We start from the raw sequence: 24,680 nt of genomic DNA on the forward strand, positions 1-24,680 counted from the left end.
CGACGGAGTATGCGCGGCCACGTCAAAAACCGGTATCCCGTTTGGCCGAAGAGATTGCCTGATCCTCCGAGAGTGAGGCCGGCCGGCGGTTATTCTCCCGCGTCGCCGCCCATCCGGTCGATGTCGCGGCGCAGGATGATCGATGTGGTGACGTCATCGACTTCCTCCAGCAGCGCTACCGTGTTGCGGATGGTGTTGAGATGATTCATCGACGGCACCTCGACCTCGACAATCAGATCGAGCTGCCCGCTGACCGAGGAAACACGCCGGACTTCCGGACGGGCCGCAAGCTGGTCCAGCACGCCGAGCGCCGGGGTGCGCACCAGGCTGATCAGCAGGAAGGCGCAGATCACCCCCTCGTTCAGCTGTCCGATATCGGCCCGGTAGCCGCGGATGACCCCCGACCGTTCGAGAAAAAGAATGCGCTCGCTGGTTGCGCTGCGTGACAGACCGATCTTTCCGGCGAGCGTCTTCAGCGGAATCTTGGCATCGCGCGACAGGATGCTCAGAATGTTCCGGTCCTTTTCATCGAGTTCCTTCATTGCCCTCTTCTCTTCCCCCGACCAAATGCCGGTTCAGGCCGTCCTTCTGACGGTCAAACCGGCGGATTAACGGATGCCCCATTTTGAGGCCCGTGCCAAGCTCTGGCGAAAAGGAGTTGATGCATGATCAATCTGTCCCATCCGGCACCGGCATTTTCGAATGCGGAAGCCCTCGCCATCGCCAAGGAGCATTTTGGCGTCGAGGGCCGGATCAGTTCCCTGGCCAGCGAACGCGACCAGAATTTCCGGATCGATGCATCGGACGGCTCCATCTGGATTCTCAAAGCCGTCAATTCCAGCGAGCCGAAGGACCAGAGCGATTTCCAGACGGCGCTGCTGCATCATCTGGAAGCAAACGCATCCGATCTGCCGGTGCCAAGATTGCGCCGGTCACTGGACGGGCAGGTGCTGGTGCAGATCCAATCCTCGACCGGCGAACAGCATTGCATCCGCATGGTATCCTGGCAGGATGGCGATCCCCTGGCCGAACGCGAACGCACGCCGGCGGTCCTGCAAAGCCTCGGCGGGATGCTTGGGCGGCTGGACAGGGCCATGCAGGGCTTCATGCATCCCGGCGCGCTCAGGACATTCGACTGGGACATGCGGGCGGCGGGCCTGTCGCGCCAGCGCCTGAAATATATCGACAATGCCGAGGATCGTGCGCTGCTGGGCCGCTTCCTCGACCGGTTCGAGGCGCGGGTGGCACCGCGCCTGCCTCGCTTACGCGCCGCCGTCATCCACAATGACGCCAATGACTGGAACGTGCTGGTCGACGCGGACAATCCGGGGAAAATTGCCGGCCTTATCGATTTCGGCGATGCGCTGCACAGCATCCTGATCGCCGAAGTTGCGGTGGCCTGCGCCTATTCCATTCTCGATCTCGATGATCCCATTGGCGCGGCAGTCGCCATCGTTGCGGGTTTCCATGCGGAATATCCCTTGCAGGAACAGGAGCTGGACCTGCTGTTCGACCTGATCGCCATGCGGCTCGTCACCAGCGTCACGCTGTCGGCGCAGCGCAAGGACAAGACGGATGACAATCCCTATCTCGCCATCAGCGAGGCCCCCGCATGGGCATTGCTGCGGCGCCTCGATGCGATCAATCCGGGCTTTGCCACGGCGATTTTCCGCCATGCCTGCGGATATGATGCATCGGCCGGGGCCAAGGCGGTTGCCGGCTGGATCAAGCGCAACAACCGGACCTTTGCCCCGGTTCTCGCGCAGCATCCGGCCACCGCGGCCAAGGCGCTGGTTCCCTATGGCGATCCCGAAAATGCCATGACCGTCTGGTCCGCGACGCAGCAACCGGACAAGGCAACCGCATGGTGGGATGCCTATTGCGCGGAAAACGGTATTGCGCTCGGCATCGGGCCGTGGGGCGAGGAACGCTCCGTCTATACCGGCGCGATGTTCGAATCGCGTTTCATTGCCGGGGAGCGGCGCACCCGGCATCTCGGCATCGACCTCTTCATGGCTGCAGGCACGAAGCTGTTCACGCCCATCGCGGCAACTGTCGCAGAAGTCGTCATCGAACCCGATCCGCTCGGCTATGGCTGCCTCGTCAAGCTCGAACATGCGCCGGATGGCTGCCCGCCCTTTGCAACGCTGTGGGGGCATCTTGCGCATGAGGCCCTGACGCGGCTGCGTCCGGGCGACGTGCTTCAAGCGGGCGATCTCGTCGGCCAAATGGGCGCGCCTGCGGAAAATGGCGGCTGGGCACCGCATCTGCATCTGCAATTGTCGGTGGATACATCCCTGTCGGCAACCGCCATCCTCGGCGTCGGCGAAGCGCGCTATCTCCCGGTCTGGGGCGAACTCTTCCCGGACCCGGCCAATTTCATCGGCCTGCCGCGCGAGACATTCCAGCAGACGGGGCGCAGCAGGGAGGCCATTGTTGCCGCGCGCCGTACGTCGCTCCTGCCCAATCTCTCCATTTCCTATGCGGAGCCGATCAAGTTCGTGCGCGGCGAGGGCGTCTGGCTGATCGACGATCGCGGCCGGGCCTATCTCGACTGTTTCAACAATGTCTGCCATCTCGGCCATGCCCATCCGGATGTGGTGAGGGCCCTGTCGTGGCAGGCGGGCCTGCTCAACACCAACACGCGCTATCTGCACGACAACATCGTCACCTATGCGGAGCGGCTGACCGCGACGTTGCCCGGTGACCTGACGGTCGCGACCTTTGCCTGTTCGGGCAGCGAGGCCAACAGCCTGATGTTGCGGATGATGCGGGCGCATACGGGCCGCGAGGAGGCGATTGTGCTCGATTGGGCCTATCACGGCACGACGCAGGAACTGATCGAGCTCAGCCCCTACAAATACAAGCGTCGAGGCGGCAAGGGCCGCAAGCCGCATGTCTATGAGGCCGCCATTCCCGATCCTTACCGCGCGCCGTCCGACTGGCCGCAGGCGGAGATTGCCAGCCGCTATGCCCAGAGCGTTGCCGAACAGATCGAACAGATGCGCCGGGCAGGCAAGGCGCCGGGCCTGTTCCTTGCCGAGTCCATTCCCAGCGTTGCCGGTCAGGTGTTCCTGCCGGATGGTTACCTCAAAGAGGTCTACGCGATGGCGCGTGCCGCCGGTGGTATCTGTGCGGCGGATGAAGTGCAGGTCGGTTTCGGCCGCGTCGGCAGCCATTGGTGGGCGTTCGAGACGCAAGGCGTCGTGCCCGACATCGTCACCATGGGCAAGCCCATCGGCAATGGCCACCCCATGGCGGCGGTGGTGACGACGCGCGAGATCGCCGCCTCGTTCAACAACGGCATGGAATATTTCAACACATTCGGCGGCAATCCCGTTTCCTGTGCTGTGGGCCTTGCGGTGCTCGACGTGATCGAGCGCGACAATCTCCGGCAGAATGCGCTGGACACAGGCAATTACCTGCTGCAGCGCTTCGAGGAGATGAAGGCCCGCCATGCCGTCATCGGCGATGTGCGCGGACAGGGGCTCTTTCTCGGCGTCGAACTCGTCACGGACCGCAGGAGCAAGGAGCCTGCCACGGAGATTGCCCGCGCCATCAACAACGGTGCCAGGGAGCGCGGTGTCCTGATGGGAACGGAGGGACCGCACGACAACATCCTGAAGCTGCGCCCGCCGATGATTTTCAGCCGGGCCAATGCGGATTATCTGATCGACGTGTTGGAGGACACGTTCACGGCCGTCCTGGCGAACCAGTGATCCAAACACCGAAGAAAGAACGAACCGCCGGGCAGGTGTCCGGCGGGCGGGAAAGATTTATTCAATCACAATGAGGGAGAACATCATGAAACGGACTGCACTTCTGGCCCTGCTGCTGGCATCGGCAGCCTTTACCGCCACCCCCGCCAAGGCCGACACGCTGTCGGTGATCAAGGAACGCGGCCGCGTCAATTGCGGCGTCAGCCAGGGCGTCCTCGGCTTTTCCAATGCGGACAGCACGGGCAAATGGACCGGCTTCGACGTCGATTTCTGCCATGCGGTTTCCGCGGCAATCTTCGGCGACCCGGACAAGGTCAACTTCATTCCGCTTTCCACCAAGGACCGCTTCACCGCGCTGCAGTCCGGCGAAGCCGATCTGCTGTCGCGCCAGACCACATGGACCCTGTCGCGCGATACCACCATGGGCCTCAAATTCGTCGGCACCGCCTATTATGACGGGCAGGGCTTCATGGTGAAGAAGTCGCTGGGCGTGAAGAGCGCAAAGGAGCTCTCCGGCGCCTCGCTGTGCACGGAGACCGGCACGACGACGGAACTCAACGTTGCCGATTATTTCAAGGCGAACAACATCACCTACGAGATCGTCTCGTTCGAACGCCCGGATGAAACCATTGTCGCGCTGAACAATGGCCGCTGCGATGTCTACACGACGGATGCCTCCGCACTCTACGCGCAAAGGCTGACCCTGTCCGACCCCGAGGGGTTCATGGTGCTGCCCGAGATCATTTCCAAGGAGCCGCTGGGACCGGCGGTGCGCCAGGGCGATGACCGCTGGTTCAACATTGTCCGCTGGACCCTGTTCTCGATGATCGAGGCGGAAGAGCTGGGCATTACCAGGGAGAACATCGCCAAGCAGATGGAATCCGGCAATCCGTCGATCAAGCGCTTTCTGGGCGCCGAGGGGGATACGGGTGCGCCACTGGGCCTCGACAAGGGCTGGATCTACAACATCCTGTCGACAACCGGCAATTACGGCGAGATGTTCGACCGCAATCTCGGCAAGGGCAGCCCCTTGAAGATCGACCGGGGCATCAACGCCCTGTGGAATGCCGGCGGCCTGATGTATGCGCCGCCGGCGCGCTAGGACGGGTCTGTAAAAGAACAGGGGCGGGTGGTCCGATGGACCGCCCGCCCTTGTTTCATTCCATCACCGCATGTTCCGGCGGCGCGGCGCTGGGTGCCGGCTTGCGCAGCAGGAACACCAGCGGGATGGCCGCCAGCGACATCAGCATCAGCAGCTTGAAATCATCCATATAGGCGATGATCGTGGCCTGCAGGGTGATGATGCCGTCAAGCGAAGCGCGGCCCGCCGCCTTCAGCGGGTCGAGATGCTGCATCACGGCAGGCGCATTGAAGGCGTGGTTGAACGGCGTGACATAGGCGGCGATCGAGGCATGGTTGGTCTGCACATTCTCGGTGATCAGCGCCGTGACGATGGAAATGCCGACGCTGGAACCGATATTGCGCGAGAGATTGTAAAGGCCCGTGCCTTCGCCGCGCATGCTGGCGGGCAGGGTGGCAAAGGCAATCGTCGTCAGCGGCACGAAGAGGAAGCCGAGACCGGCACCCTGGATGAAGCCCACCGAAACGATGGTCCACTGCGATACGTCAGGCGTCCAGCCGGTCATGTCGTACATGGCCCAGGCGGTCAGCCCGAGGCCGAGCACCAGGAGGAAGCGCGTATCGACCTTGCCGATGAGGCGGCCAACGATGAACATGCATACCATGGTGCCGACGCCGCGCGGGCCCATGACGATCCCCGCCGTGGTGACGGGATAGCCCATGAGGGTCTGCAGGTAGGGCGTCATCAGGGCGAGCGAGGCGAGATAGGTTACGCCGACGATGAAGATGAAGAACATGCTGACGGCAAAGTTCCGGTCGAGGAACAGCCTTGGATTGACGAAGGACCGTTCGGCCGTGAAGGTGTGGCTGAGGAACAGGTAGAAGGCGCTGACGCAGACCAGCGCTTCCAGCTGGATTTCGCCGGAGGAAAACCAGTCGAGCTGTTCGCCGCGGTCGAGAAAAAGCTGAAGCGCGGCGATGGCGAGGCTGAGCGTGCCGAAGCCGAACCAGTCCAGCTTGGCCTTCAGCTCCCGCCCGGTTTCGGTGACGAAGGCAACGATGCCGGCAAAGGCGAGAAGGCCGATGGGAACGTTGATGTAGAACACCCAGCGCCAGCTGATATTGTCGGTCAGCCAGCCGCCGATGACGGGGCCGAGCACGGGACCGACCATGACGGAAACGCCGAACAGCGCCATGGCCGAGCCGCGCTCCTCGACGGAATAGATGTCGAGAAGGATGCCTTGCGACAGCGGGACGAGCGAGGCGCCGAACAGGCCCTGCAACAGCCGGAAAGCCACGATCTGCGGCAGCGACTGGGCAATGCCGCACAGCACCGACGCCACGACGAACCCGGCGATGGCGGTGAGCAGCACGCGCTTGCGGCCGAAGCGGGCGGCCAGAAAGCCCGACGGCGGCGTCATGATGGCGGCAGCGACGATATAGGAGGTCAGGACCCAGTTGATCTGGTCGGCGCTCGCCGCAACGCTGCCCTGGATATAGGGCAGCGCCACGTTGGCGATGGTCGTATCGAGCGCCTGCATGATCACGGCGAGGATGACACAGGCCGTGATCGCGCCGCGATTGGCAACCGGTGCGGTGCCCGGCAGTGCGACGGTGCTAGACATGATCCTTGCTGCCCAGGAGCGATTGCACGAACTGCGGCAGACCGCGTGCATGGCCGGTATCGACTTCGGCCGTCACGCTCATGCCGACGCGCAGCGGCGGCTTGCCGGCCATGTCGTTTATGCTGACGAGCATGGGAATGCGCTGCACAACCTTAACCCAATTGCCGGTTGTATTCTGTGCGGGCAGCAGCGAGAAGCTCGAGCCGGATGCCGGGCTGATGCTGGCAACCGTGCCCTTCCATTCGACGCCCGGATAGGTGTCGACGGTCACGGTCACCGGCTGGCCGGGCTTGACATAGGTCAGCTCGGTTTCCTTGGGGCTGGCGGCGACCCACATATGGGTTGTCGAGACCAGGCTGAAACCGGCCTGCGACGCCTGGAGATAGGCGCCGACCTGCAGCGAACTGACATTGGTCACGATCCCATCGAAGGGCGCGCGCACCGTGGTCGCGTCAAAATCGTGCTGGGCCTTGTCGACGGTTGCCTTTGCCGCGAGATAGGACGGGTTCTGCTCGACGGGCTGGTCGGCATTGTTGCCCAATTGGGCGAGCGTGGTGGCAGCCTGTGCCCTGGCGACATCGACCTTCTGCTGGGCGGCATCCAGATCATGCTTGGCCTGATCATAGGTGGCCTTGGAGACGGCGGCGGTGTTGGTCAGGTCCGCCTGGCGCTGCAGGGTCTTCTGGTAGAAGGGAATGTCGGATTCCGCCTGGGCGATTTCCGCCAGCGTCTGCTTGTAGCTCGCCTGCAGGTTGAGAATCTGGTTGCGAACGGTGCCGAGCTGCGCCTGCGCGCCCTCAAGAGCGATGCGGTAGACGTCGGGGTTGATGCGGAACAGGATCTGTCCCTGCTTGACGACCTCGTTGTCATGCACGTCGATGGCGCTGACCAGCCCCGATATATCGGTGGAAACGCCGACCATGTCCGCCTGCACATAGGCGTTGTCGGTGGACATGACCTGCCCGCCGGTCACGTAGAAATAGCCGCCGACCACGAGGGCAAGCGGCAGCGCGGCGAAGAGCACGGGGCGCAGACGGTTGCGGCGGGTTTTCGGCGGCGTGATATCGGGCAGCGGCACCGGTTCGTTGACGCGGGCGGCTACCGGCGCCTCGCCGGGTGCGTCAGTCTTTTCCAGAACAGGCGCGGCGTGCCCCGGTGCTGCGGGGAGATCGGAATTGGCGGGAATGCGGGAGTTGAGAGATCCGTCAGCCATGGTGTGTCTTCCTGTCATCGACCGGTGTCTGACAGGCATCGATCAAATTGGACTTCATAAGGGTTAGAGTGCGGATGAGATGTTCGCGGTCTTCCGCCGGCACATTTTCGAGGGCTTCGGACCGGGTGACTTCGCCGATGACGCGCATATCCGCCAGATGCGGGCGCGCTTCATCGCGCAGGAACAGCAGCCAGATGCGGCGGTCGGTCGGGTGCCGTCGCCGCTCGATCAGGTTGCGCTCCTGCAGCTTGTCGAGGATGCGCACCAGGGTGATCGGCTCGATTTCGAGGATTTCCGCCAGGCCAGCCTGATGAATCCCCTCATTCTTGGACAGATAGGCCAGCGTCTGCCACTGTGACCGGGTCAGGCCGAGGCATTTCGCCCGCTGTTCAAACCGCTTGCGCAGCAACCGCGCAACATCGTGCAGCAGAAAGCCAAGAGTGGGTGTGTCGTCCATGATGTGGGGTTTTGAAACTCATAAGGGTGCTTATAACATTCACACATATAGCATGTGGACTCATGTTTTAGAAGAGACAAGGTGTCACAAGTCAGTGAGGCAAGGCGCATAGCAAAATGCCCGGCCTCAAGGAGACCGGGCATGATATTCCAGATGTTTCTGCAGGCAGGTTTTAGCCGACGAACGCCCGCTCGACCACATAGGTCGCCGGTTTGTTGTTGGTGCCTTCGACCAGGCCGAAGGATTCCAGAATGGCCTTGGTGTCGTGGATCATGTGCATCGAGCCGCAGATCATGCCGCGGTCGGTTTCGGGATCGAGCGGCGGCAGGCCGAGATCGCTGAACAGCTTGCCGCTCTGCATCAGGTCGGTGATGCGGCCCATATGGGTGAATGGTTCGCGCGTGGTCGTCGTGTAGAGCCGCAGGCTGTCGGCGGCGAATTCACCGATCAGCGGGTCATCCTTGATGCCCTCGACCATTTCGGTGATGTATTTCAGCTCGGCGATATCCCGGCAAGTCTGGATCAGGATGACCTCTTCGAACTTTTCATAGGTCTCGGGGTCGCGGATCAGGCTGGCGAAGGGGGCAACGCCGGTTCCGGTCGACAGCATGTAGAGCCGCTTGCCCGGAAGAAGCGCATCGAGAACCAGTGTCCCCGTCGACTTCTTGCGCAGGAGCACCGTATCGCCGCGCTTGATCTTTTGCAGATGCTCGGTCAGCGGGCCGTTGTCGACCTTGATCGAGAAGAATTCGATTTCCTCGTCCCAGGACGGGCTGGCGATGGAATAGGCGCGATAGACAGGCTTTTCCGCGTTGGGCAGGCCGATCATGACGAATTCGCCGGAACGGAAGCGGAAGCTCGTGGGCCGCGTGATACGGAAACGGAACAGGCGATCGGTATAATGGCGCACGTCGGTGACCGTTTCCGCGAACACATTGTCGGGAATCGCAAATGCAACCGGTGCCGAAAGGTCATCGGTTGCATGAATGGGTGCCGCCGTGACGGTCGCTGACGAAGATGCAGTCATCCCTGGGTCTCTCGCTCAATACTTCGTGTCAACACATGAAAGAGAGCCGGGTGTTGCTCCATTCATTGCCTGATTTCCGGCCGCCGCATACGCCAGCCGGGCGCGCTGAACGCAGTCAGCGAGCCCTTATGTAATCAGATGAGCGGAATATGCAATGGCTGATATTGCAAGGCAGATCAGCAAATTAGCGGTTGCTGCCACCCGATGAAACCCATGCCGATACTAATCCGGAGCGATCTTTTAGAAGAATTTAGCGAAGGACGAAACGTTCGCAGTCGGTGTATACAGATTCCGGGACTTTCGTGGATAAAATTTCCAGATTGCGGGTCAGGCTTGAGGGCTTCGCGGTGCCGATCAAAACATTCGCCACGACCGGTTCGCGGAACGGAAACTGGATGGCGGCGGCTGCCAGCGGCACATTTTCGGCCTCCGCGATGGCCTGCATGGCGCGGACGCGCTCGAGAATATCCGGGGATGCCGGGCCATAATCAAAATGCGCGCCGGGGACGGGACCCGTCGCCAGAATGCCGGAATTGAACACGCCGCCAATGACGAGGGAGGTGTTCTGCGCCCGGCAGACGTTGAGCAGGCCGCGTTCGGCTGCGCGGTCGAGCAGGGAATAGCGCCCGGCGAGAAGAATGCAGTCGAGCGGATGGCGGGCCAGCACATCGAGGCAGACCTCGACTTCGTTCACCCCCAGCCCATAGGCGGCAATCGCCCCGGCCGACTTGAGTTCGTCCAGCGCCTTCAGGCCGCTGCCGAGCAGCTGGTCCATATAGAGGGCGTTTTGTCCGGCACCATGGGTGTAGGCACCGATGTCGTGGATGTAGAGGATGTCGATCCGATTCAGGCCGAGGCGCGCCAGGCTGAATTCGAAGGAACGCATGATGCCATCATAGCTGTAGTCATAGTCGACGGCGAAGGGCAGGGGATTGACGTAGGAATGATCGGGGACCTGATCCTCCGGCACCGGGCGCATGAGGCGGCCGACCTTTGTCGAAAGCACGTAGCTGTCGCGCGGCTTGTCGCGCAGGAAGTCGCCGGTCCGGCGCTCCGACAGGCCGAAACCGTAAAACGGTGCCGTGTCGAAATAACGTATGCCTGCATCCCACGCGGTCTGCAGGGTTTCCATTGCGGCGTCGCGCGTGCATTCACGATACAGCCCGCCAATCGCCGCCCCGCCGAAGCCGATTTCAGTGACGGCCAGCGGCGTTTTACCAATCTTGCGAATGTCCAATTGTCTCTCCCGGAATCTGTCCCATGGTGGAAGCGGCAAAACGGGATGTCAACCGGTCAGACGATGGATATGCCGCAGGAATGACTATACGCCGGACGATATTGATGGCAGCTATAGGCAGGTCGCCGCATGCCGCCAAGGTTTCGGCTGTATGAGGGGCAAGGGGAGTTTGCGGGCGTGAGCAGGGGATACAGACGGGCTGTCGGCGCAGGCGCGGCGTGGTTGGCATCCGCCATTGCGCTGCTTGCCACGGTCGATTCCGCGTTGGCCGAAGCACCGGGGCGCGTCGTCTCCATGAACCTTTGCACCGATCAGCTGGCGATGCTGCTGGCATCGGGCGGGCAACTCGTTTCCGTGTCCTATCTCGCCGGGGACGCGACCGTGTCGGTTCTGGCCGGGGAGGCGGGGGCGTTTGCGCTCAATCATGGTCAGGCGGAAGAGATATTCCTGATGCAGCCGGATCTCGTCCTGACCAGCACCTATACCACGCGGGCCACGACCGATATTCTCAGGCGGCTGGGATTTCGCGTCGAGGAATTCCCGCCGGAATCTTCCTTCGAGGATATCCGCGCCAATGTGCGGCGGATGGGTGCCCTGCTCGGGCGCGAAGCCAGGGCGGAAGAACTTCTGGGCGCCATGGACATGGCCCTGGCAAGCGTTCCGGCACGCAGCGCCGATGCGCCCACCGTCGCGCTCTATTATGCCAATCAGATTACCTCGGGCCGCAACACCCTGGCCGGTGAGGTCGTCGACCGGGCGGGACTGATCAATATGGGCGAAAAACTGGGCCTCGACGGCACGCAAAAACTGTCACTCGAACAACTGGTCATGGCCAAGCCGGACCTGATTGCCACCCACAACGCCTATCCGGCGCCCGCGCTTGCCTATGACGCGCAGCTCCATCCGGCGTTCCGGGCAGCGCTGCAGGGGCGGCAGCCCGTCGATATCCCCGACAAGTACTGGATATGCGGCGGACCTTTCACGGCAGAGGCCGTCAAGCTGCTGTCGGATGCGGCACGGCGGGAGGGCTCCAGATGAAGGATCATTACCGTCTTCTCCTGTCCGGGCTTGCGCTGTTGACCCTTGTCCTGTTCGTGCTGTCGCTGCTCGCCGGTCCGGCCGCACTGGGCATTTCGGACAGTATGCGCGCCCTGCTGACCGGGCAGGGCGATGCCATCGTCATCGTCATGCGGGAAATACGGCTGCCGCGCGCGCTGCTCGGCCTGATGATCGGGGCGACCCTCGGGCTCTCCGGCGCGGTGCTGCAGGGCTATCTGCGCAATCCGCTGGCGGAACCGGGCCTTCTCGGGGTGAGTGCGTCGGCATCCCTCGGCGCGGTGATCGCCATCTATACCGGCCTGTCCCTGGCTTTCCCGCTTGCCCTGCCGCTGATGGCGCTGGCAGGCGCTGTTCTCGCGGTCTTCCTGGTGCAGGCGCTGGCCGGCCGCGGCGCGGGTACGCTGACCATCATTCTCGCCGGCGTCGCGGTCTCGAGCTTAGCCGGGGCGATGACCACGCTGGCGCTGAACCTGTCGCCCAACCCGTTTGCCGCGATGGAGATCGTCTACTGGATGCTGGGATCCCTCACCGACCGCTCCATGCTGCATGTGCAGCTTGCCGCCCCGTTCATCCTTGCGGGCTGGGCGCTGCTGTTCAGCCTCGGCCGCGCGCTTGACGCCCTGACACTGGGCCCCGATGCCGCCGCCAGCTTGGGCATCAACATCCGGCGGGTGCAGTTCTTCGCCATTCTGGGCACAGCCGCATCCGTCGGGGCGGCCACCGCCGTTGCCGGTGCCATCGGCTTCGTCGGCCTGATCGTACCGCACGTGCTGCGGCCGCTGGTGGGTGCCCGGCCGTCGCGCCTGCTGCCGGCCAGTGCGCTTGGCGGCGCATCGATGCTGCTGGCAGCCGATATTCTCGTGCGCCTGATCGCGCCGGGCCGGGATTTGAAGCTCGGCGTGCTGACGGCCATGATCGGCGCGCCCTTCTTCCTCTGGCTGGTGTTCCGCACGCGGAGGACGCTGATATGACGATCCTCAGCCTGTCCCATGTCCACGCGTCGCTCGGCTCCAGGGCCGTCCTGCACGATGTATCGCTTGACGTTCGCGCCGGTGAATTTGTCGGGCTGATCGGCCCGAACGGTGCGGGCAAGTCAACCCTTCTGCGGAGTATCCTCGGCCTGGTGCCGTCGAGCGGCGACATCGGCATTGCCGGAAAACCGGCGAGGCGGATGAACGTCGAGGAACGGGCAATGCACGTCGCCTATCTGCCGCAGGACCGCGAAATCGCCTGGGCCGTGTCGGTGGAACATCTCGTCTCGCTCGGCCGCACGCCCTACCGCCGCGGATTTTCCCGGCCGAGCGCGCATGACGCGGCGCTGGTCGAACAGGCGATGCAGCGGATGGATGTTCAGCAGCTGCGCCATCGTTCGGCTCTCGACCTTTCCGGCGGCGAGCGGGCGCGGGTGCTGATCGCCCGTGCCCTGGCGCAGGATGCGGCGCTCCTGCTTGCGGACGAACCGGCCGCGGGGCTCGATCCGGCGCATCAGATCGGCCTGATGCAGTCGCTTGCCGATCTGGCCGGCAAGGGCTCGGCGGTGGTTGCATCCCTGCACGACCTCAGCCTTGCCGCGCACTGGTGCAGCCGGCTGGTTCTCATTCACGCAGGCGGGATCGTCGCCGACGGCAGGCCCGCGGAGGTGCTGACGGCCGATCACATGCGCCGGATCTATGGTGTCGAGGCCTATCTCCAGGCGACGGAGCAGGGGCTGATCGTCCAGCCTGTCGCGCTTGCCGGCACGCCGGAGTGGCACTAGGTCGTACACTCATAAATCTGATTGAAATGGTATGAGGCCATTTGTTTGGATACAAGGAGCAAAGACGAGGGAAATGTGGTTCATTTTTGAGGCTTTGCGACGATGTAGCCGGGCAAATGGACCATATCCTTTGGACGCCGAAACGGCTGCATGCTGCAGTGTCGAGCCGCTCGGCCGGGGAAAAGGCCCCGCCCTTCGCATCTCTCCTTGCATCTTCTTGCCGTTTCAGGCGCCATTTCGACCAGATTTATGAGTGCACGACCTAGCCCGGCTTGGCCGCCTGCGTCGACGCGAGTTCGGCGGCCTTCTCCAGGGCGATCTGGGTTGCCGCACCGGCACCGGCCGCATCGTTGGTCCCCGAGCGCACGGTCACCGCATTGGATGCCAGCAGGAGGCCGGCTTCGCGGAAGGCCACGAGCAGCCGCTTCATCGCCTCACGCTGGATAAGCGACGGGTTGCCCGGTTTGGCGGTGAATTTGAGCCGGACAATCATCGAATTCTCGGTGATGTCCTGAATGCCCTGGAATTTCAGCGGAACCAGAAATTCCGGGCCGAATTCCGGATCCTCGAGCATGTCCTGGCCGACCTTCTTGACCGTCTTGCGGATCTTTTCCGGATCGGTGTCGCGGTCGAAACGCAGCTCGAACTTGATCGTGCTCCAGTCCCGGCTGTAATTGGTCACCGACTGGATCTGTCCGAAGGGGATGGTGTGCACCGGGCCGTTCTGATGGCGCAGCTGCAGGGAGCGCAGCGTGATGCGCTCGACGGTGCCCTTGAGCTTGCCGGTGTCGATATATTCACCCGTGCGGAATGCATCGTCGGCAATGAAGAATATGCCTGAGACCACGTCCTTCACCAGCGTTTGCGAGCCGAAGGAAATGGCCAGCCCGAGAACGCCGAAGCCGGCAAGCAGCGGCCCGATATCCATGCCGAGGGATGAAAGCACCACGAGTGCCGTGATCGCAACGATGGCGCCAAAGGCGAGATCGCGCACCAGCGGCAGGATGGTCGAGAGGCGTCCGGCGGCGGTGCGCGCTGGACCGTCCGTGTCATCCTGTCCCGGCAGCAGCGGACGCGAGGAGGGAGAGAGGGCGGTGAAATAGTGCCGCAGGAAACTCCAGATGGCCCAGCCGATGACCACGGCAACGCTGATCCGCAGCAGGCCGGTGATGAGCGACAGCGCCATGGCGTAGGCGCTGTCCATGTAGCTGGTCCACAGACGGATAATGAGGAAGAGACCGAGAAGCCAGATGCCCCCGGTCGCCAGTGTCTGGATGGCCGCGATGAAAGCCTGCGCCAGCGGCGGCAGGGGCGTGTCGTTCTTGTGCCGCTCCTGCATGGCCGCAATCAGCGCATGCATGCCAAGGGCGATGATGGGTATCAGCAGGACGATGACCTGGGTTGCGCCCGCCGCTTCCCCCCAATGGGCGCGCTGCGGAGCACTGGCTGCCATGCAGCCGACAACCCAGATCAGGATGGCTACAAAAGACAGGAATGCCGGAAGCACGCTTGCGATGACCTGCCGGGTCATGCTCGGTGCCGGTCCGGCAAACACCGCGGTGATGTCCTTGCGCCCGCCAATGAACCACCAGAGTTTCAGAACCGTAACCACGGTCGCTGCAATCAGGAACCAGCCTTCGGTGACGCCGCGGCTGACACCGCTTTCCAGGGACAGGCGGACGAGCTGGCCGACCAGGGCGCCGGTGAGGCCATAGGCAACCAGCATGCGGAAGTGCCATTGCGGATTGTTGATGGGCAGGAGCCTTGCCTGGGGATCGCCGGGCGAAAGGAACAGCCGTCCGACCGCCGCATAGACCAGGGTCAGCGCCGCGGCGTGCAGCAGCCTCAACGTTAGGGTAGAGGCCATCGGCGCGTCGGCCGTCAGGACGTTGATGACGATGTGCCCGACGGCAATGAAGGCGCAAATGCCGGCGATGTCGCGCACCGTACGGGCAAGCGAGCCGCGGGCGCGATGGACGAGATCGGCGTCCTCGCCGAGCGGGCGGACGATCAGGGCCGTGCCAAGCCGGAAGACGATCCAGCCCGCGGCGGCGGCGGCAAGCAGTGCACCCAGCGTGACGAGGGTAACCTGACCCCAGTCGCCGCCCTGGCTTTGCAGCCCCTTGTCCATCATGAAGGGCAGTTCGACGATGTGGCCGATGCCCGTGAGCCCGACGGAGAGACCGGTGCCGAATGAATCCAGCGCATTCTCGGCCAGGGCTTCGGCCTGATCGAGCGGGCTATCGGCGGCCGGCGCGGCGGGCAAGGCCTTGGCTTTTGCCGGTGCGGGGGCCGGTGCCGGATCCTCCCAACGCACGACAACGTTGCGGCCGCTGGCATAGGCGGCCCGCAGCGTGTTGTTGATGTCGGCTTCGCTCTGGCCCCGCTGCAGCACGATGGTGACGGTTTCCGGCGCCGCGGTCTGCGCGCGGGCGGTTGTGGCCGCTGCGAAAACGCCGGGAAGTGCCATGCACAGACACAAAAGGACCACGCGCATTGCCGATGGAATGTTCAGGTGTTTCAGCATCGCGGTCCCCTTCGTTCTCCTGATAGGAGTACGCGCATTGCTTGGTCGGCTTCAAGTGCTGATTGCATTGCCCGATCCGGGCGATTACCGCCCTGTGCATTGCAGCAAACATGACAAAATGGTCATTCGACAAGATGCCGGGAAGGTGAGAGAGTCCATAGCCGATACATTGTTGGCTAACGGGCGGTGCCCTGGAGGTAGCGTGCAGTGAAACGTCTGGGTCTTTTGATCGCGTTCGTTGTATTGGCCGGACTCGGCTACATCTTTCTCTCTCCCCATCTGAACGCGCCGCCTGCCGGCAAGGGGCCGACGACGGTTGCCGCGACAGCGCCGGCCGCAGGGTCCGGCAAGGGACGGTCTGCCGCCGTTCCATCGATTGTTGCCGCCACGGCCAAGACCGAAGACGTGCCCATCACCAAGACGGTTGTCGGCAATATCGAGCCGATCAACACGGTTATCATCCGGCCGCAAGCCGATGGCGTGGTGATGGCGACCAATGTCAAGGACGGGCAGATGGTCAAGGCCGGGGACGTGCTTTTTCAACTGGATGACCGGACGATCCGAGCGACGATCGAGAAGGACAAGGCGGCACTGGCCAAGGACCAGGCCAATCTCGATTCCGCCAATCAGGACCTGATCGGAGCGCAGGCCCTGTCAAGCCAGAAAATCAATACGCAGCAGCAGACCTATCAGGCGCTTGCCGTTGTCAATGCGTTGAAAGCGTCGATTGCCATGGATACGGCGCAGATCCAGGCCGACGAGGTCCTCCTGTCCTACATGACCATCAAGGCACCCATCGATGGCCGTGTCGGTGTGGTCAATACATCCGTCGGCAATTTCGTGCGCACCGCGGATACCGGCGGCGGTCTTTTGACCATCACGCGCATGGCACCGCTGCGGGTGTCGTTTACTGTGGCGGAAAGCGATCTGCCGACATTGCGCGATGCGATGAAGGAACGTCAGCTCGACGTTCTGGTCAAGGTTCCCGGCAGCAAGGAAGTGATTGCGTCCGGCCCGCTCAACTTTGTCGATTCCAGCGTCGACACGGCCTCCGGGACGATTGTCCTGAAGGCGGATGTGGCCAATGATGACGGCGCGCTGTGGCCCGGCCAGTACATCAACGCAACGGTCGAAATCGGCACGCACAAGGACGCCGTGACCGTACCGCTGATCGCCATTCAGCAGGGCAATGACGGGACATTCGCCTTTGTCGTCGGCCCCGACAAGAAGGTGATCAAGCAGGCGGTGACCGTGGTTGAAACGGTCGGCGATACCGCCGTCACCACCGCGGGCCTCAAATCCGGCGACCATGTGGTCATCGACGGGCAGCTGCATCTGCAGGACGGCTCGAGCGTCATTGAAACGGTGGCCGATGTGGACACTGCGGCGCCCGCACTGTCGGCCGCCGATGCGGTTGCACCGGATCCGATCAAGACGGACACGGTGCAATGAACATCTCCGCCATATTCATCCGCCGGCCTATCGCAACAATCCTCCTCTCCGTCGCGCTGGCCGCATCGGGCCTGTTTGCCTATCAGTTCCTCCCTGTTGCCGCCCTACCGCAGGTCGATTTCCCCGTCATATCGGTTTCCGCCCAGCTGCCGGGTGCCGCGCCCGACACCATGGCCAATGCCGTGGCAACGCCGCTGATCAAGCAGTTCGCCACGATACCCTCCGTTTCGACGATCAGCGCCACGAGCACGCAGGGACAGACCCGCGTCACCATCGAATTCGAGCTCGACAGGAACATCGATCAGGCCGCCGCCGACGTCCAAGCGGCCATCGCACGGACGCTGCGGCAGCTGCCGGCGAACATGACGACGCCGCCGAGCTACCGCAAGACCAATCCAGCCGACGCTCCCATCCTGCTGATCGCACTGCAAAGCGATATGGCGCAATTGTCGAAGCTCGACGATTATGCCGAGCAGGTCATCTCGCCGTCGCTGTCGACCGTGGATGGCGTCGGCGAGGTCCAGGTGTTCGGCGCCAAGCAGTTCGCCGTGCGCATCGAGGTCGATCCCAATGCGATGAAGGCACGCGGCATCGGCATCGATGAACTGACGAGTGCCGTGGCCGACAACAATTCGATTGCGCCGGTGGGAACGCTCACCAGCCCCACCCAGCAGATGGCAATCGAGGCCGACACGCAGTCGAAGAATGCCGACACATTCCGCCAGATTCTGATCGCGTCGCCCAATGGCAAGCCGGTGCGCCTGGGCGACGTGGCGCGGGTGGTGGATTCCGTTGCCAATACCCAGACCGAGAGCCGCTATGACGGCAAGAAGGCGCTGGTGCTGGCCGTCTTCCGCCAGCCCGGCGCCAATACGGTCGATGTGGTGGACCGCGTGCGGACCATGCTGCCGAAATTCGCCGAAGAGCTCGGTGCGTCCACCAGCCTCAACGTGCTCAACGACCGCTCGACGTCGATCCGGCAGGCCGTATCGGATGTGCAATTTACGCTCATCCTGATCATCGCGCTGGTCGTGATGGTGATCTTCGTGTTCCTGCGGCGGATCGCGGCCACGCTTATCCCGACGATTGCCGTGCCGCTGTCGCTGATCGCCACGCTGGGCGTGATGTATGTCTTCGGCTTTTCCATCGACAATATCTCGCTGCTGGGCCTGACGCTTTCCGTCGGGCTGGTGGTGGACGATGCCATCGTCATGCTGGAGAACATATCCCGGCATATCGAGGAGGGCATGCCGCCGCGCGAGGCGGCGCTCAAGGGCAGCGAGGAAATCGGTTTCACCATCGTGTCCATCACCGCATCGCTCGTGGCGGTCTTCATCCCCGTCCTGCTGATGGGCGGCGTGGTCGGGCGCATCTTCAACGAATTTGCCGTCGTGGTGACCGTGGCGATCGTGGCGTCGGCGCTGATATCGCTGACCTTGACCCCGATGCTGTGCAGCCACATGCCGGCCATTCCGCATGACGATGGAAAGGGCCGCAAACCCCTGACGGAGCGGGTTTTCGATGCGGTCCTTGGCGGTTACCGCTGGATGCTCGATGTCTGCCTGCGCTTCCGTATCGTTGTCTTCGGAATCTTTCTCCTGACGGTTGTTGCAACGCTTTATCTCTTCTCGTCCATCGACAAGGGCTTTCTGCCCACCGAGGATATCGGCCAGCTTTCCATCTCGACCGAAGCGCGGCAGGACATTTCGTTCGATGCCATGGTGGCGCTGCAGAAGCAGGTGGCCGATGTCCTGAGGAGCAAGCCCTATGTGGCGCATGTGGCATCGACCATCGGCGGCGGCTTCAATTCATCGAGCCTCAACCAGGGCAGTTTCTTCGTCGAGCTCAAACCCAAATCCCAGCGACTGGCGCTCGACCCGCTGCTGACGGACCTGCGCCAGTCGCTGGCCAAGGTGCCCGGCATCAACAGCTATCCCATCGCCATCCAGAACCTGCGCATCGGCAGCACGTCGTCGCGCGCGCAGTACCAGTTCGTGCTGCAGGGCATCAATGCCGACGATCTCTATCCATGGTCGCAGAAATTCCTGCTGGCGCTGCAGCAGGACCGGCAATATTTTGCCGATGTGACCAGCGACCTGCAGAACAATGCGCTGCAGGCCAATCTGGTGATCGATGCGGACAAGGCGCGGCTCCTCGGCATTTCATCGACGCAGCTGCGCAATTCGCTCTACTACGCCTTCGGCACCAATCAGGCCTCGACCATCTTTTCCACCGGCGACAGCTACGAGGTGATCCTCGAGCTCGATCCGTCCATCCCCTGGACGACCGACAAGCTCGACCAGATGCAGATCCGCTCGACCACCACCAACAAGCTCATTCCGCTGTCTTCCTTCGCCCATGTGGAGCGGCGCGCCGGACTGCTGGCCGTCAGCCAGTTGAGCCAGCTGCCGGCGGTGACCATCTCCTTCAACCTGCCGCAGGGGATTGCCTTGGGCAGGGCGGTGGAAGAAATCAACAAGATCAAGGCGGAACTGAATGTCCCGGATTCGATTTCCTCGACATTCACCGGCACCGCCAAAGTGTTCCAGCAGGCGCTGTCCAATCAGGGCCTGCTGATCGGCGCGGCGATCCTGACGATCTATATCGTGCTCGGCATTCTCTATGAGAGCTTCATCCATCCGCTGACCATCCTGACCGGCCTGCCGGCGGCGGCGGCCGGGGCGCTGGCGACGCTGCAACTGTTCGGCTTTGACCTCAGCGTGATCGCCATCATCGGCATGCTGATGCTGATCGGCATCGTCAAGAAGAACGCCATCATGATGGTCGACTTTGCCCTTGTCCGGCAGCGGGCGGGTGACACGCCGCATGACGCGATCCGCGAAGCCTGCCTTGTGCGGTTCCGGCCGATCATGATGACGACGCTCGCCGCGCTGATGGGAACCCTGCCGATTGCCATCGGTGCCGGCGCCAGTTCGGAATTGCGCCAGCCGCTCGGCGTGGCCGTGGTCGGCGGCCTGTTCGCCTCGCAAATCCTCACGCTGTTCATCACGCCGGTTATCTTCCTCTACATGGAAGACATGTCGCGCGGATCGACGCAGCTATGGCGCAGGGTCTTCGGCAAACGCGGCACAGTTGCGGCGCCGCACGCGGCGGAATAGGCGTCCCCCCACTCAGGCGGTTTTTGCTTCCAGCAGGCCCAGCTCGTCGATCATGGCCTGCCGCATGATGAACTTCTGGATCTTGCCCGTCACGGTCATCGGATAGTCCTCGACGAAGCGGATATGGGCCGGCACCTTGTAGTGGGCGATCCTGCCCTTGCAGAACTGCAGCACGTCATGCTCGCTGAGGCTGGCGCCGGGCCGTACCTTGATCCAGGCGCAGAGGCACTCGCCATACTTGCTGTCCGGGATGCCGAACACCTGCACGTCGGCGATGCCGGGATGGGTATAGAGAAACTCCTCGATCTCGCGCGGATAGATGTTCTCGCCGCCCCGGATCACCAGGTCCTTGATGCGCCCGACAATGTTACAATAGCCCTCCGCATCGATGGTCGCGAGATCGCCGGTATGCATCCAGCGGGCAGCGTCGATGGTGGCTGCGGTATTGGCATCATCGCCCCAATAGCCGCGCATGACACTGTAGCCGCGCGTCAAAAGCTCACCGGTAACACCCGGCGCGACAATGGCGCCATCCGCATCGATGATCTTGACCTCGACATGCGGATGAATGCGCCCGACCGTCGAAACGCGCCGTTCCAGCGGGTCGGTGGCGGAACTCTGGAAGCTGACCGGACTGGTCTCCGTCATCCCGTAGGCGATGGTGATTTCGCCCTGGTGCATGTCGTGGATGACTTTGCGCATCACTTCGATGGGGCAGGGCGAGCCCGCCATGATGCCGGTGCGCAGGCTGCTGAGGTCGAAGGTCTTGAAATCGGCATGCCCGAGGATGGCGATGAACATGGTCGGCACGCCGTGCAGTCCGGTGCACTTCTCGGCCTCCACCGTCTGCAGCACCGCCAGCGGATCGAACGCCTCGCCCGGTATGACCATGCAGGCGCCGTGGGTCAGGCAGGCGAGGTTGCCGAGAACCATGCCGAAGCAATGGTAGAACGGCACCGGGATGCACAGGCGGTCGATTTCGGTGAGGCGCATCGCCTCGCCGATGAAGAAGCCGTTGTTGAGAATATTGTGGTGACTGAGTGTCGCGCCCTTGGGGCTGCCGGTGGTGCCGCTGGTGAACTGGATATTGATCGGGTCGTCGAACTGCAGCACGGCGGCCAGCGCCTGCAGCTGTTGCCTTGCTTCCGGGGTCGCTGCCTGTTCGAGACCGGCGAAGTTGAGCATGCCGGGTGTTCGGTCTGTCCCCAGACGAATGACGGTCCGCAGCGTCGGCAGCTTCGCCGACCGGAGTTCGCCGGGCGCGCAGGTGCCAAGTTCCGGGGCGATCTGGCGCAATATGTCGAGGTAATTGCTGGTCTTCAGCGCGGGCGACAGGATCAGCGCGGCACAGCCGACCTTGTTGACGGCATATTCAAGCTCGTGCGAGCGGTAGGCCGGATTGATGTTGACGAGGATGAGCCCGGCCTTGGCGGTGGCGAACTGGGTCAGCACCCATTCCAGATTGTTGGGTGACCAGATGCCGATGCGGTCACCGGGTTTCAGGCCAAGCGCGATGAGGCCCGCTGCGACGGCGTCAACGCGCTGCTTCAGTTCGGCATAGCTCAGGCGCACATTCTGGTGGCGGACCACAAGGGCGGGACGGTCGGGAAACCGCCCGGCGATATGGTCAAAATGCCGCCCGATCGTTTCGCCGATCAGCGGCTGGCTGCTTGCACCGTGAACGTAGCTTTCCCTGATCATCGATTGCTCCTCCCAAAGCGTTCAGCAGATGGAGCATACGTTTCTGACCGGCGCTGTAAAGTTCAGGCTTTCCCGTTCACCCGGTCAAGCAGGATTTCCGCGCCCGCATCGCCGAACTGCACCTGATAGAGCCGCTTGTAGGCGCCGCCTGCGGCAAGCAGTTCGCTGTGGCTGCCCTGTTCCAGAATCCGGGCATCATCGACCACGACGATACGGCCGGCGTTGCGGATCGTCGCCAGCCGGTGCGCGATGACCAGGGTGGTGCGGCCCTGCGCCAGTTCGGCGAGGGATGCCTGGATTTCGCGCTCGGTCTGCGTGTCGAGCGCCGATGTCGCTTCATCGAGAATGAGGATGGGCGGGTTTTTCAGGAACATGCGGGCAATGGCAAGCCGCTGCTTCTGGCCGCCCGACAGCTTGACGCCGCGCTCGCCGACAATGGTCTCAAGCCCGGCAGGCAGACCGGCTATCATTTCGTCGAGGCGGGCGCGGCGGGCGGCAAGCGCAATGTCTTCATCCGACGCATCGAGGCGGCCATAGGCGATGTTCTCGCGGATGGAGCCGCCGAACAGGAAGACATCCTGCTGCACGACGCCGATCTGGCTGCGCAGCGAGGCGAGGGTCATGTCGCGGATGTCGATGCCGTCAACGGTGATCGCGCCGGAGTCGACCTCGTAGAAGCGCGGCAGCAGTGAACAGAGGGTGGTTTTCCCTGCACCGGAGGAGCCGACAAAGGCAACGGTCTCACCGGCCCTGATCTCCAGATCGATAGCGTGCAGCGCTGCCCTGCCGGCGGTGTAGCCGAAATTTACCTTGTCGTAGCGGATATTGCCCTTGAGGCCGCTGACATCGGCGGCACCGGGCCGGTCGGCGATATCGGGCTCGGTGTCGAGAAGCTCGGTGTAGCGCTTGAACCCGGCAATGCCCTTCGGATAGGTCTCGATCACCGAGTTGATCTTTTCGATCGGCCGCACGAACACCGTCACCAGAAGCAGGAAGCTGACGAAGCCGCCATTGGAAAGGCTGCCGGTGATGACGAAATAGCTGCCCGCGATCATCACGATCAGCTGGATCAGCCGCATGCTCATATAGTTCAGCGAGGTGCTTGCCGCCATGATGCGGTAGGCGCTGAGCTTGGTTTCCCGGTAGCGGGCATTGTCATGGGCAAAGAGATCGCGCTCATGATCCTCGTTGGCAAAGGCCTGCACGACGCGCATGCCGCCGACATTCTCCTCGATGCGGACATTGAAATCGCCGACACGCCGATAGAGGCTCTGCCAGTTGCGGGTCATGCGCCCGCCATAGCGGCTGGCGACCCATGCAACGAAGGGAACGATGGCCAGTGTCAGCAGCGCGAGATGCGGGTTGATGAGGAACATCAGCAGGAATGCGCCGATGAAGGTCATGATGGCGATGAACAGATCTTCCGGGCCGTGATGCGCCACTTCGCCGATCTCCTCGAGGTCCTTGGTCACGCGGGCGACGAGATGGCCGGTCTTGTGGTTGTCGTAGAAGCGGAAGGAGAGCTTTTGCAGGTGATCGAAGCTCTTGCGGCGCATCTCGGTTTCAATGTTGATGCCGAGCTTGTGCCCCCAATAGACAACGACCGCCGTGAGGCCGGAATTGAGGAGATAGACAGCAAGCAGTCCGGCCGCCGCCAGAAGAATGTAGCTCCAGTTCTCGCTCGGCAACAGCACATCGATGAAGGCACGCACGGCCATGGGAAAGCCGAGTTCCAGCAGGCCGGACAGGACGGCGCAGGAGAAGTCCAGCGCGAACAGCCCTTTGTAGGGCGCGTAATAGGCGAAAAAACGTTTGATCATGGGCACGTATGGCGAGAACCGGAAGCTCTCTGGCTTGAATGGAACTGTTGGGGAAGCGTTAGCACGCCGCTCCCCCATAAGCGAACATGTTTTGCGGGCGCTGGATGCCGGGCAGGCCGATTTGGGGCCGGAATTCAAGCCGTTGCGGCTGATGTGAGCAATTTCACGCGACAAAAATCGCGATGGCCAAGCTTTCCGGTTGACAACCCGCATCAAGCAGGCGTATCGCGGTTTTGCTTGGGTTACCCAGGTCATTTTTCAAATCACAAAGAAGACGATGGACAGCAAATCTAGCTGCGCCCTGACTGCCGTTGATGCGGGAGGCCGGGCGCTTGAAACAACTAACGAGCAGGACTCGATCCGGTACACCGGATGAGCAACGTTAGGGCCTAGGGCTCCACCGTCGCTCACCCCCGGCCGGATCGCTTCCGGTCAATGAGGTGAGCCATGAACATCACGTTCGCAACTCTTCCAGGCGTTCGCGCCTTCGCCAACCGCGCCCGCGGGCGGCTTGCCGTGCAACGGAACAGCGTTTCCGCAGCACCCCAGAAACAGCATCTTTTTTCCAATCTGCAGGCGGATTGGCGCGTCAATCCGGTCAATGGCCGGCTTGAAATGCGCTGGCATGCCGACAATGAGCCGCCCGCACCCGTTTTGGACCCGGTTGAAAAACTCGGGCTGGTGCTGGCGGTCTATCAGTCGGGCCGCATGATCTGACCGCTGTTTTGCCAAACGCCGCGCATGCGCCTTCGGGCCATCGGGTGCGGCATGAAGGAGTATCCCATGGACGACTATCCTAGTAGGCCCGCCGTGCTGCCGGTGACCGGCAAGCATGGCGGGCGATCCCAAAGAGCAAATTCCCCAAAACCGACCGTGGACGTGACGGCT

General features: G+C 62.7%; 17 protein-coding genes. 8 read left to right on the forward strand and 9 right to left on the reverse strand.

Annotated features, from left to right (window positions below):
- Positions 1-89 precede the first annotated feature (89 nt).
- A complete protein-coding gene (locus RDL77_RS14175; RefSeq protein ID WP_223615429.1) occupies positions 90-542 on the reverse strand; it encodes an Lrp/AsnC family transcriptional regulator in 453 nt (150 codons plus the stop codon).
- Positions 543-665: 123 nt separating this feature from the next.
- Here RDL77_RS14175 and RDL77_RS14180 point away from each other — a divergent pair, with 123 nt between their 5' ends.
- Positions 666-3,719 (forward strand): aminotransferase class III-fold pyridoxal phosphate-dependent enzyme, encoded by a 3,054-nt coding sequence (locus RDL77_RS14180; RefSeq protein ID WP_288193423.1) that lies wholly within the window; start codon positions 666-668, stop codon positions 3,717-3,719.
- Positions 3,720-3,804: 85 nt separating this feature from the next.
- Complete coding sequence (locus RDL77_RS14185; protein ID WP_288193425.1) at positions 3,805-4,821, forward strand: amino acid ABC transporter substrate-binding protein; 1,017 nt, start codon at positions 3,805-3,807, stop codon at positions 4,819-4,821.
- A 55-nt stretch (positions 4,822-4,876) separates the two neighbouring features.
- On the opposite strand, the gene RDL77_RS14190 is transcribed toward RDL77_RS14185, so the two are convergent.
- The 5 genes from RDL77_RS14190 to RDL77_RS14210 form a co-directional block, all read right to left on the reverse strand.
- Positions 4,877-6,424 (reverse strand): DHA2 family efflux MFS transporter permease subunit, encoded by a 1,548-nt coding sequence (locus RDL77_RS14190; RefSeq protein ID WP_223615426.1) that lies wholly within the window; start codon positions 6,422-6,424, stop codon positions 4,877-4,879.
- Entirely contained in the window at positions 6,417-7,637 is a 1,221-nt protein-coding gene (locus RDL77_RS14195) for an HlyD family secretion protein (RefSeq protein ID WP_288193427.1), read from the reverse strand. Before RDL77_RS14195 ends, RDL77_RS14190 begins: the two co-directional genes overlap by 8 nt.
- Positions 7,630-8,094 (reverse strand): MarR family winged helix-turn-helix transcriptional regulator, encoded by a 465-nt coding sequence (locus tag RDL77_RS14200; RefSeq protein ID WP_105735155.1) that lies wholly within the window; start codon positions 8,092-8,094, stop codon positions 7,630-7,632. The genes RDL77_RS14195 and RDL77_RS14200 overlap by 8 nt, the downstream gene beginning before the upstream one ends.
- A gap of 172 nt (positions 8,095-8,266) precedes the next feature.
- Entirely contained in the window at positions 8,267-9,121 is an 855-nt protein-coding gene (locus RDL77_RS14205; protein WP_288193429.1) for a ferredoxin--NADP reductase, read from the reverse strand.
- Positions 9,122-9,371: 250 nt separating this feature from the next.
- Positions 9,372-10,358: an aldo/keto reductase gene (locus RDL77_RS14210; protein WP_288193430.1), complete on the reverse strand. Its 987-nt coding sequence runs from the start codon at positions 10,356-10,358 to the stop codon at positions 9,372-9,374.
- Between the two features lie 177 nt (positions 10,359-10,535).
- Here RDL77_RS14210 and RDL77_RS14215 point away from each other — a divergent pair, with 177 nt between their 5' ends.
- Genes RDL77_RS14215 through RDL77_RS14225 form a run of 3 tightly spaced genes read left to right on the forward strand, consistent with a single transcriptional unit; the run spans position 10,536 to position 13,173 of the window.
- Positions 10,536-11,396: an ABC transporter substrate-binding protein gene (locus RDL77_RS14215; RefSeq protein WP_288193431.1), complete on the forward strand. Its 861-nt coding sequence runs from the start codon at positions 10,536-10,538 to the stop codon at positions 11,394-11,396.
- Positions 11,393-12,388, forward strand: coding sequence for an iron ABC transporter permease (locus RDL77_RS14220; RefSeq protein ID WP_288193432.1), 996 nt, complete (start codon positions 11,393-11,395; stop codon positions 12,386-12,388). The genes RDL77_RS14215 and RDL77_RS14220 overlap by 4 nt, the downstream gene beginning before the upstream one ends.
- Positions 12,385-13,173 carry an ABC transporter ATP-binding protein gene (locus RDL77_RS14225; RefSeq protein ID WP_288193433.1) on the forward strand — a complete coding sequence of 263 codons (789 nt, stop codon included), beginning with the start codon at positions 12,385-12,387 and terminating at the stop codon, positions 13,171-13,173. The genes RDL77_RS14220 and RDL77_RS14225 overlap by 4 nt, the downstream gene beginning before the upstream one ends.
- A 262-nt stretch (positions 13,174-13,435) precedes the next feature.
- Here the strand turns inward: RDL77_RS14225 and RDL77_RS14230 are convergent, their stop codons facing one another.
- Positions 13,436-15,700 carry a mechanosensitive ion channel family protein gene (locus RDL77_RS14230; RefSeq protein WP_288193435.1) on the reverse strand — a complete coding sequence of 755 codons (2,265 nt, stop codon included), beginning with the start codon at positions 15,698-15,700 and terminating at the stop codon, positions 13,436-13,438.
- 207 nt (positions 15,701-15,907) lie between these two features.
- Between RDL77_RS14230 and RDL77_RS14235 the strand changes: the two genes are divergently transcribed.
- Together RDL77_RS14235 and RDL77_RS14240 are read left to right on the forward strand one after the other, a co-directional pair.
- Positions 15,908-17,152 carry an efflux RND transporter periplasmic adaptor subunit gene (locus tag RDL77_RS14235; RefSeq protein ID WP_223615418.1) on the forward strand — a complete coding sequence of 415 codons (1,245 nt, stop codon included), beginning with the start codon at positions 15,908-15,910 and terminating at the stop codon, positions 17,150-17,152.
- On the forward strand, positions 17,149-20,271 hold the full coding sequence (locus RDL77_RS14240; protein ID WP_288193436.1) for an efflux RND transporter permease subunit: 3,123 nt from the start codon (positions 17,149-17,151) through the stop codon (positions 20,269-20,271). The genes RDL77_RS14235 and RDL77_RS14240 overlap by 4 nt, the downstream gene beginning before the upstream one ends.
- A 12-nt stretch (positions 20,272-20,283) precedes the next feature.
- Here RDL77_RS14240 and RDL77_RS14245 read toward each other — a convergent pair whose 3' ends face one another.
- On the reverse strand, positions 20,284-21,972 hold the full coding sequence (locus RDL77_RS14245) for an AMP-binding protein (RefSeq protein WP_288193437.1): 1,689 nt from the start codon (positions 21,970-21,972) through the stop codon (positions 20,284-20,286).
- Between the two features lie 62 nt (positions 21,973-22,034).
- Complete coding sequence (locus RDL77_RS14250; RefSeq protein ID WP_288193438.1) at positions 22,035-23,792, reverse strand: ABC transporter ATP-binding protein; 1,758 nt, start codon at positions 23,790-23,792, stop codon at positions 22,035-22,037.
- A 447-nt stretch (positions 23,793-24,239) separates the two neighbouring features.
- On the opposite strand from RDL77_RS14250, the gene RDL77_RS14255 reads away from it, so the two are divergent.
- A complete protein-coding gene (locus tag RDL77_RS14255; RefSeq protein ID WP_223615414.1) occupies positions 24,240-24,509 on the forward strand; it encodes a hypothetical protein in 270 nt (89 codons plus the stop codon).
- The last annotated feature ends 171 nt before the right edge of the window (positions 24,510-24,680 follow it).

The organism is uncultured Phyllobacterium sp. (genome assembly GCF_902479695.1).
In the GTDB taxonomy this organism is placed as follows: Bacteria; Pseudomonadota; Alphaproteobacteria; order Rhizobiales; family Rhizobiaceae; genus Phyllobacterium; species Phyllobacterium calauticae.

What these genes read in the sequence shown, in the direction of transcription:
- RDL77_RS14175 (WP_223615429.1), bottom strand. Translation starts at nt 542, where the DNA reads ATGAAGGAACTCGATGAAAAGGACCGGAACATTCTGAGCATCCTGTCG.
- RDL77_RS14180 (WP_288193423.1), top strand. Translation starts at nt 666, where the DNA reads ATGATCAATCTGTCCCATCCGGCACCGGCATTTTCGAATGCGGAAGCC.
- RDL77_RS14185 (WP_288193425.1), top strand. Translation starts at nt 3,805, where the DNA reads ATGAAACGGACTGCACTTCTGGCCCTGCTGCTGGCATCGGCAGCCTTT.
- RDL77_RS14190 (WP_223615426.1), bottom strand. Translation starts at nt 6,424, where the DNA reads ATGTCTAGCACCGTCGCACTGCCGGGCACCGCACCGGTTGCCAATCGC.
- RDL77_RS14195 (WP_288193427.1), bottom strand. Translation starts at nt 7,637, where the DNA reads ATGGCTGACGGATCTCTCAACTCCCGCATTCCCGCCAATTCCGATCTC.
- RDL77_RS14200 (WP_105735155.1), bottom strand. Translation starts at nt 8,094, where the DNA reads ATGGACGACACACCCACTCTTGGCTTTCTGCTGCACGATGTTGCGCGG.
- RDL77_RS14205 (WP_288193429.1), bottom strand. Translation starts at nt 9,121, where the DNA reads ATGACTGCATCTTCGTCAGCGACCGTCACGGCGGCACCCATTCATGCA.
- RDL77_RS14220 (WP_288193432.1), top strand. Translation starts at nt 11,393, where the DNA reads ATGAAGGATCATTACCGTCTTCTCCTGTCCGGGCTTGCGCTGTTGACC.
- RDL77_RS14225 (WP_288193433.1), top strand. Translation starts at nt 12,385, where the DNA reads ATGACGATCCTCAGCCTGTCCCATGTCCACGCGTCGCTCGGCTCCAGG.
- RDL77_RS14230 (WP_288193435.1), bottom strand. Translation starts at nt 15,700, where the DNA reads ATGCTGAAACACCTGAACATTCCATCGGCAATGCGCGTGGTCCTTTTG.
- RDL77_RS14240 (WP_288193436.1), top strand. Translation starts at nt 17,149, where the DNA reads ATGAACATCTCCGCCATATTCATCCGCCGGCCTATCGCAACAATCCTC.
- RDL77_RS14245 (WP_288193437.1), bottom strand. Translation starts at nt 21,972, where the DNA reads ATGATCAGGGAAAGCTACGTTCACGGTGCAAGCAGCCAGCCGCTGATC.
- RDL77_RS14250 (WP_288193438.1), bottom strand. Translation starts at nt 23,792, where the DNA reads ATGATCAAACGTTTTTTCGCCTATTACGCGCCCTACAAAGGGCTGTTC.
- RDL77_RS14255 (WP_223615414.1), top strand. Translation starts at nt 24,240, where the DNA reads ATGAACATCACGTTCGCAACTCTTCCAGGCGTTCGCGCCTTCGCCAAC.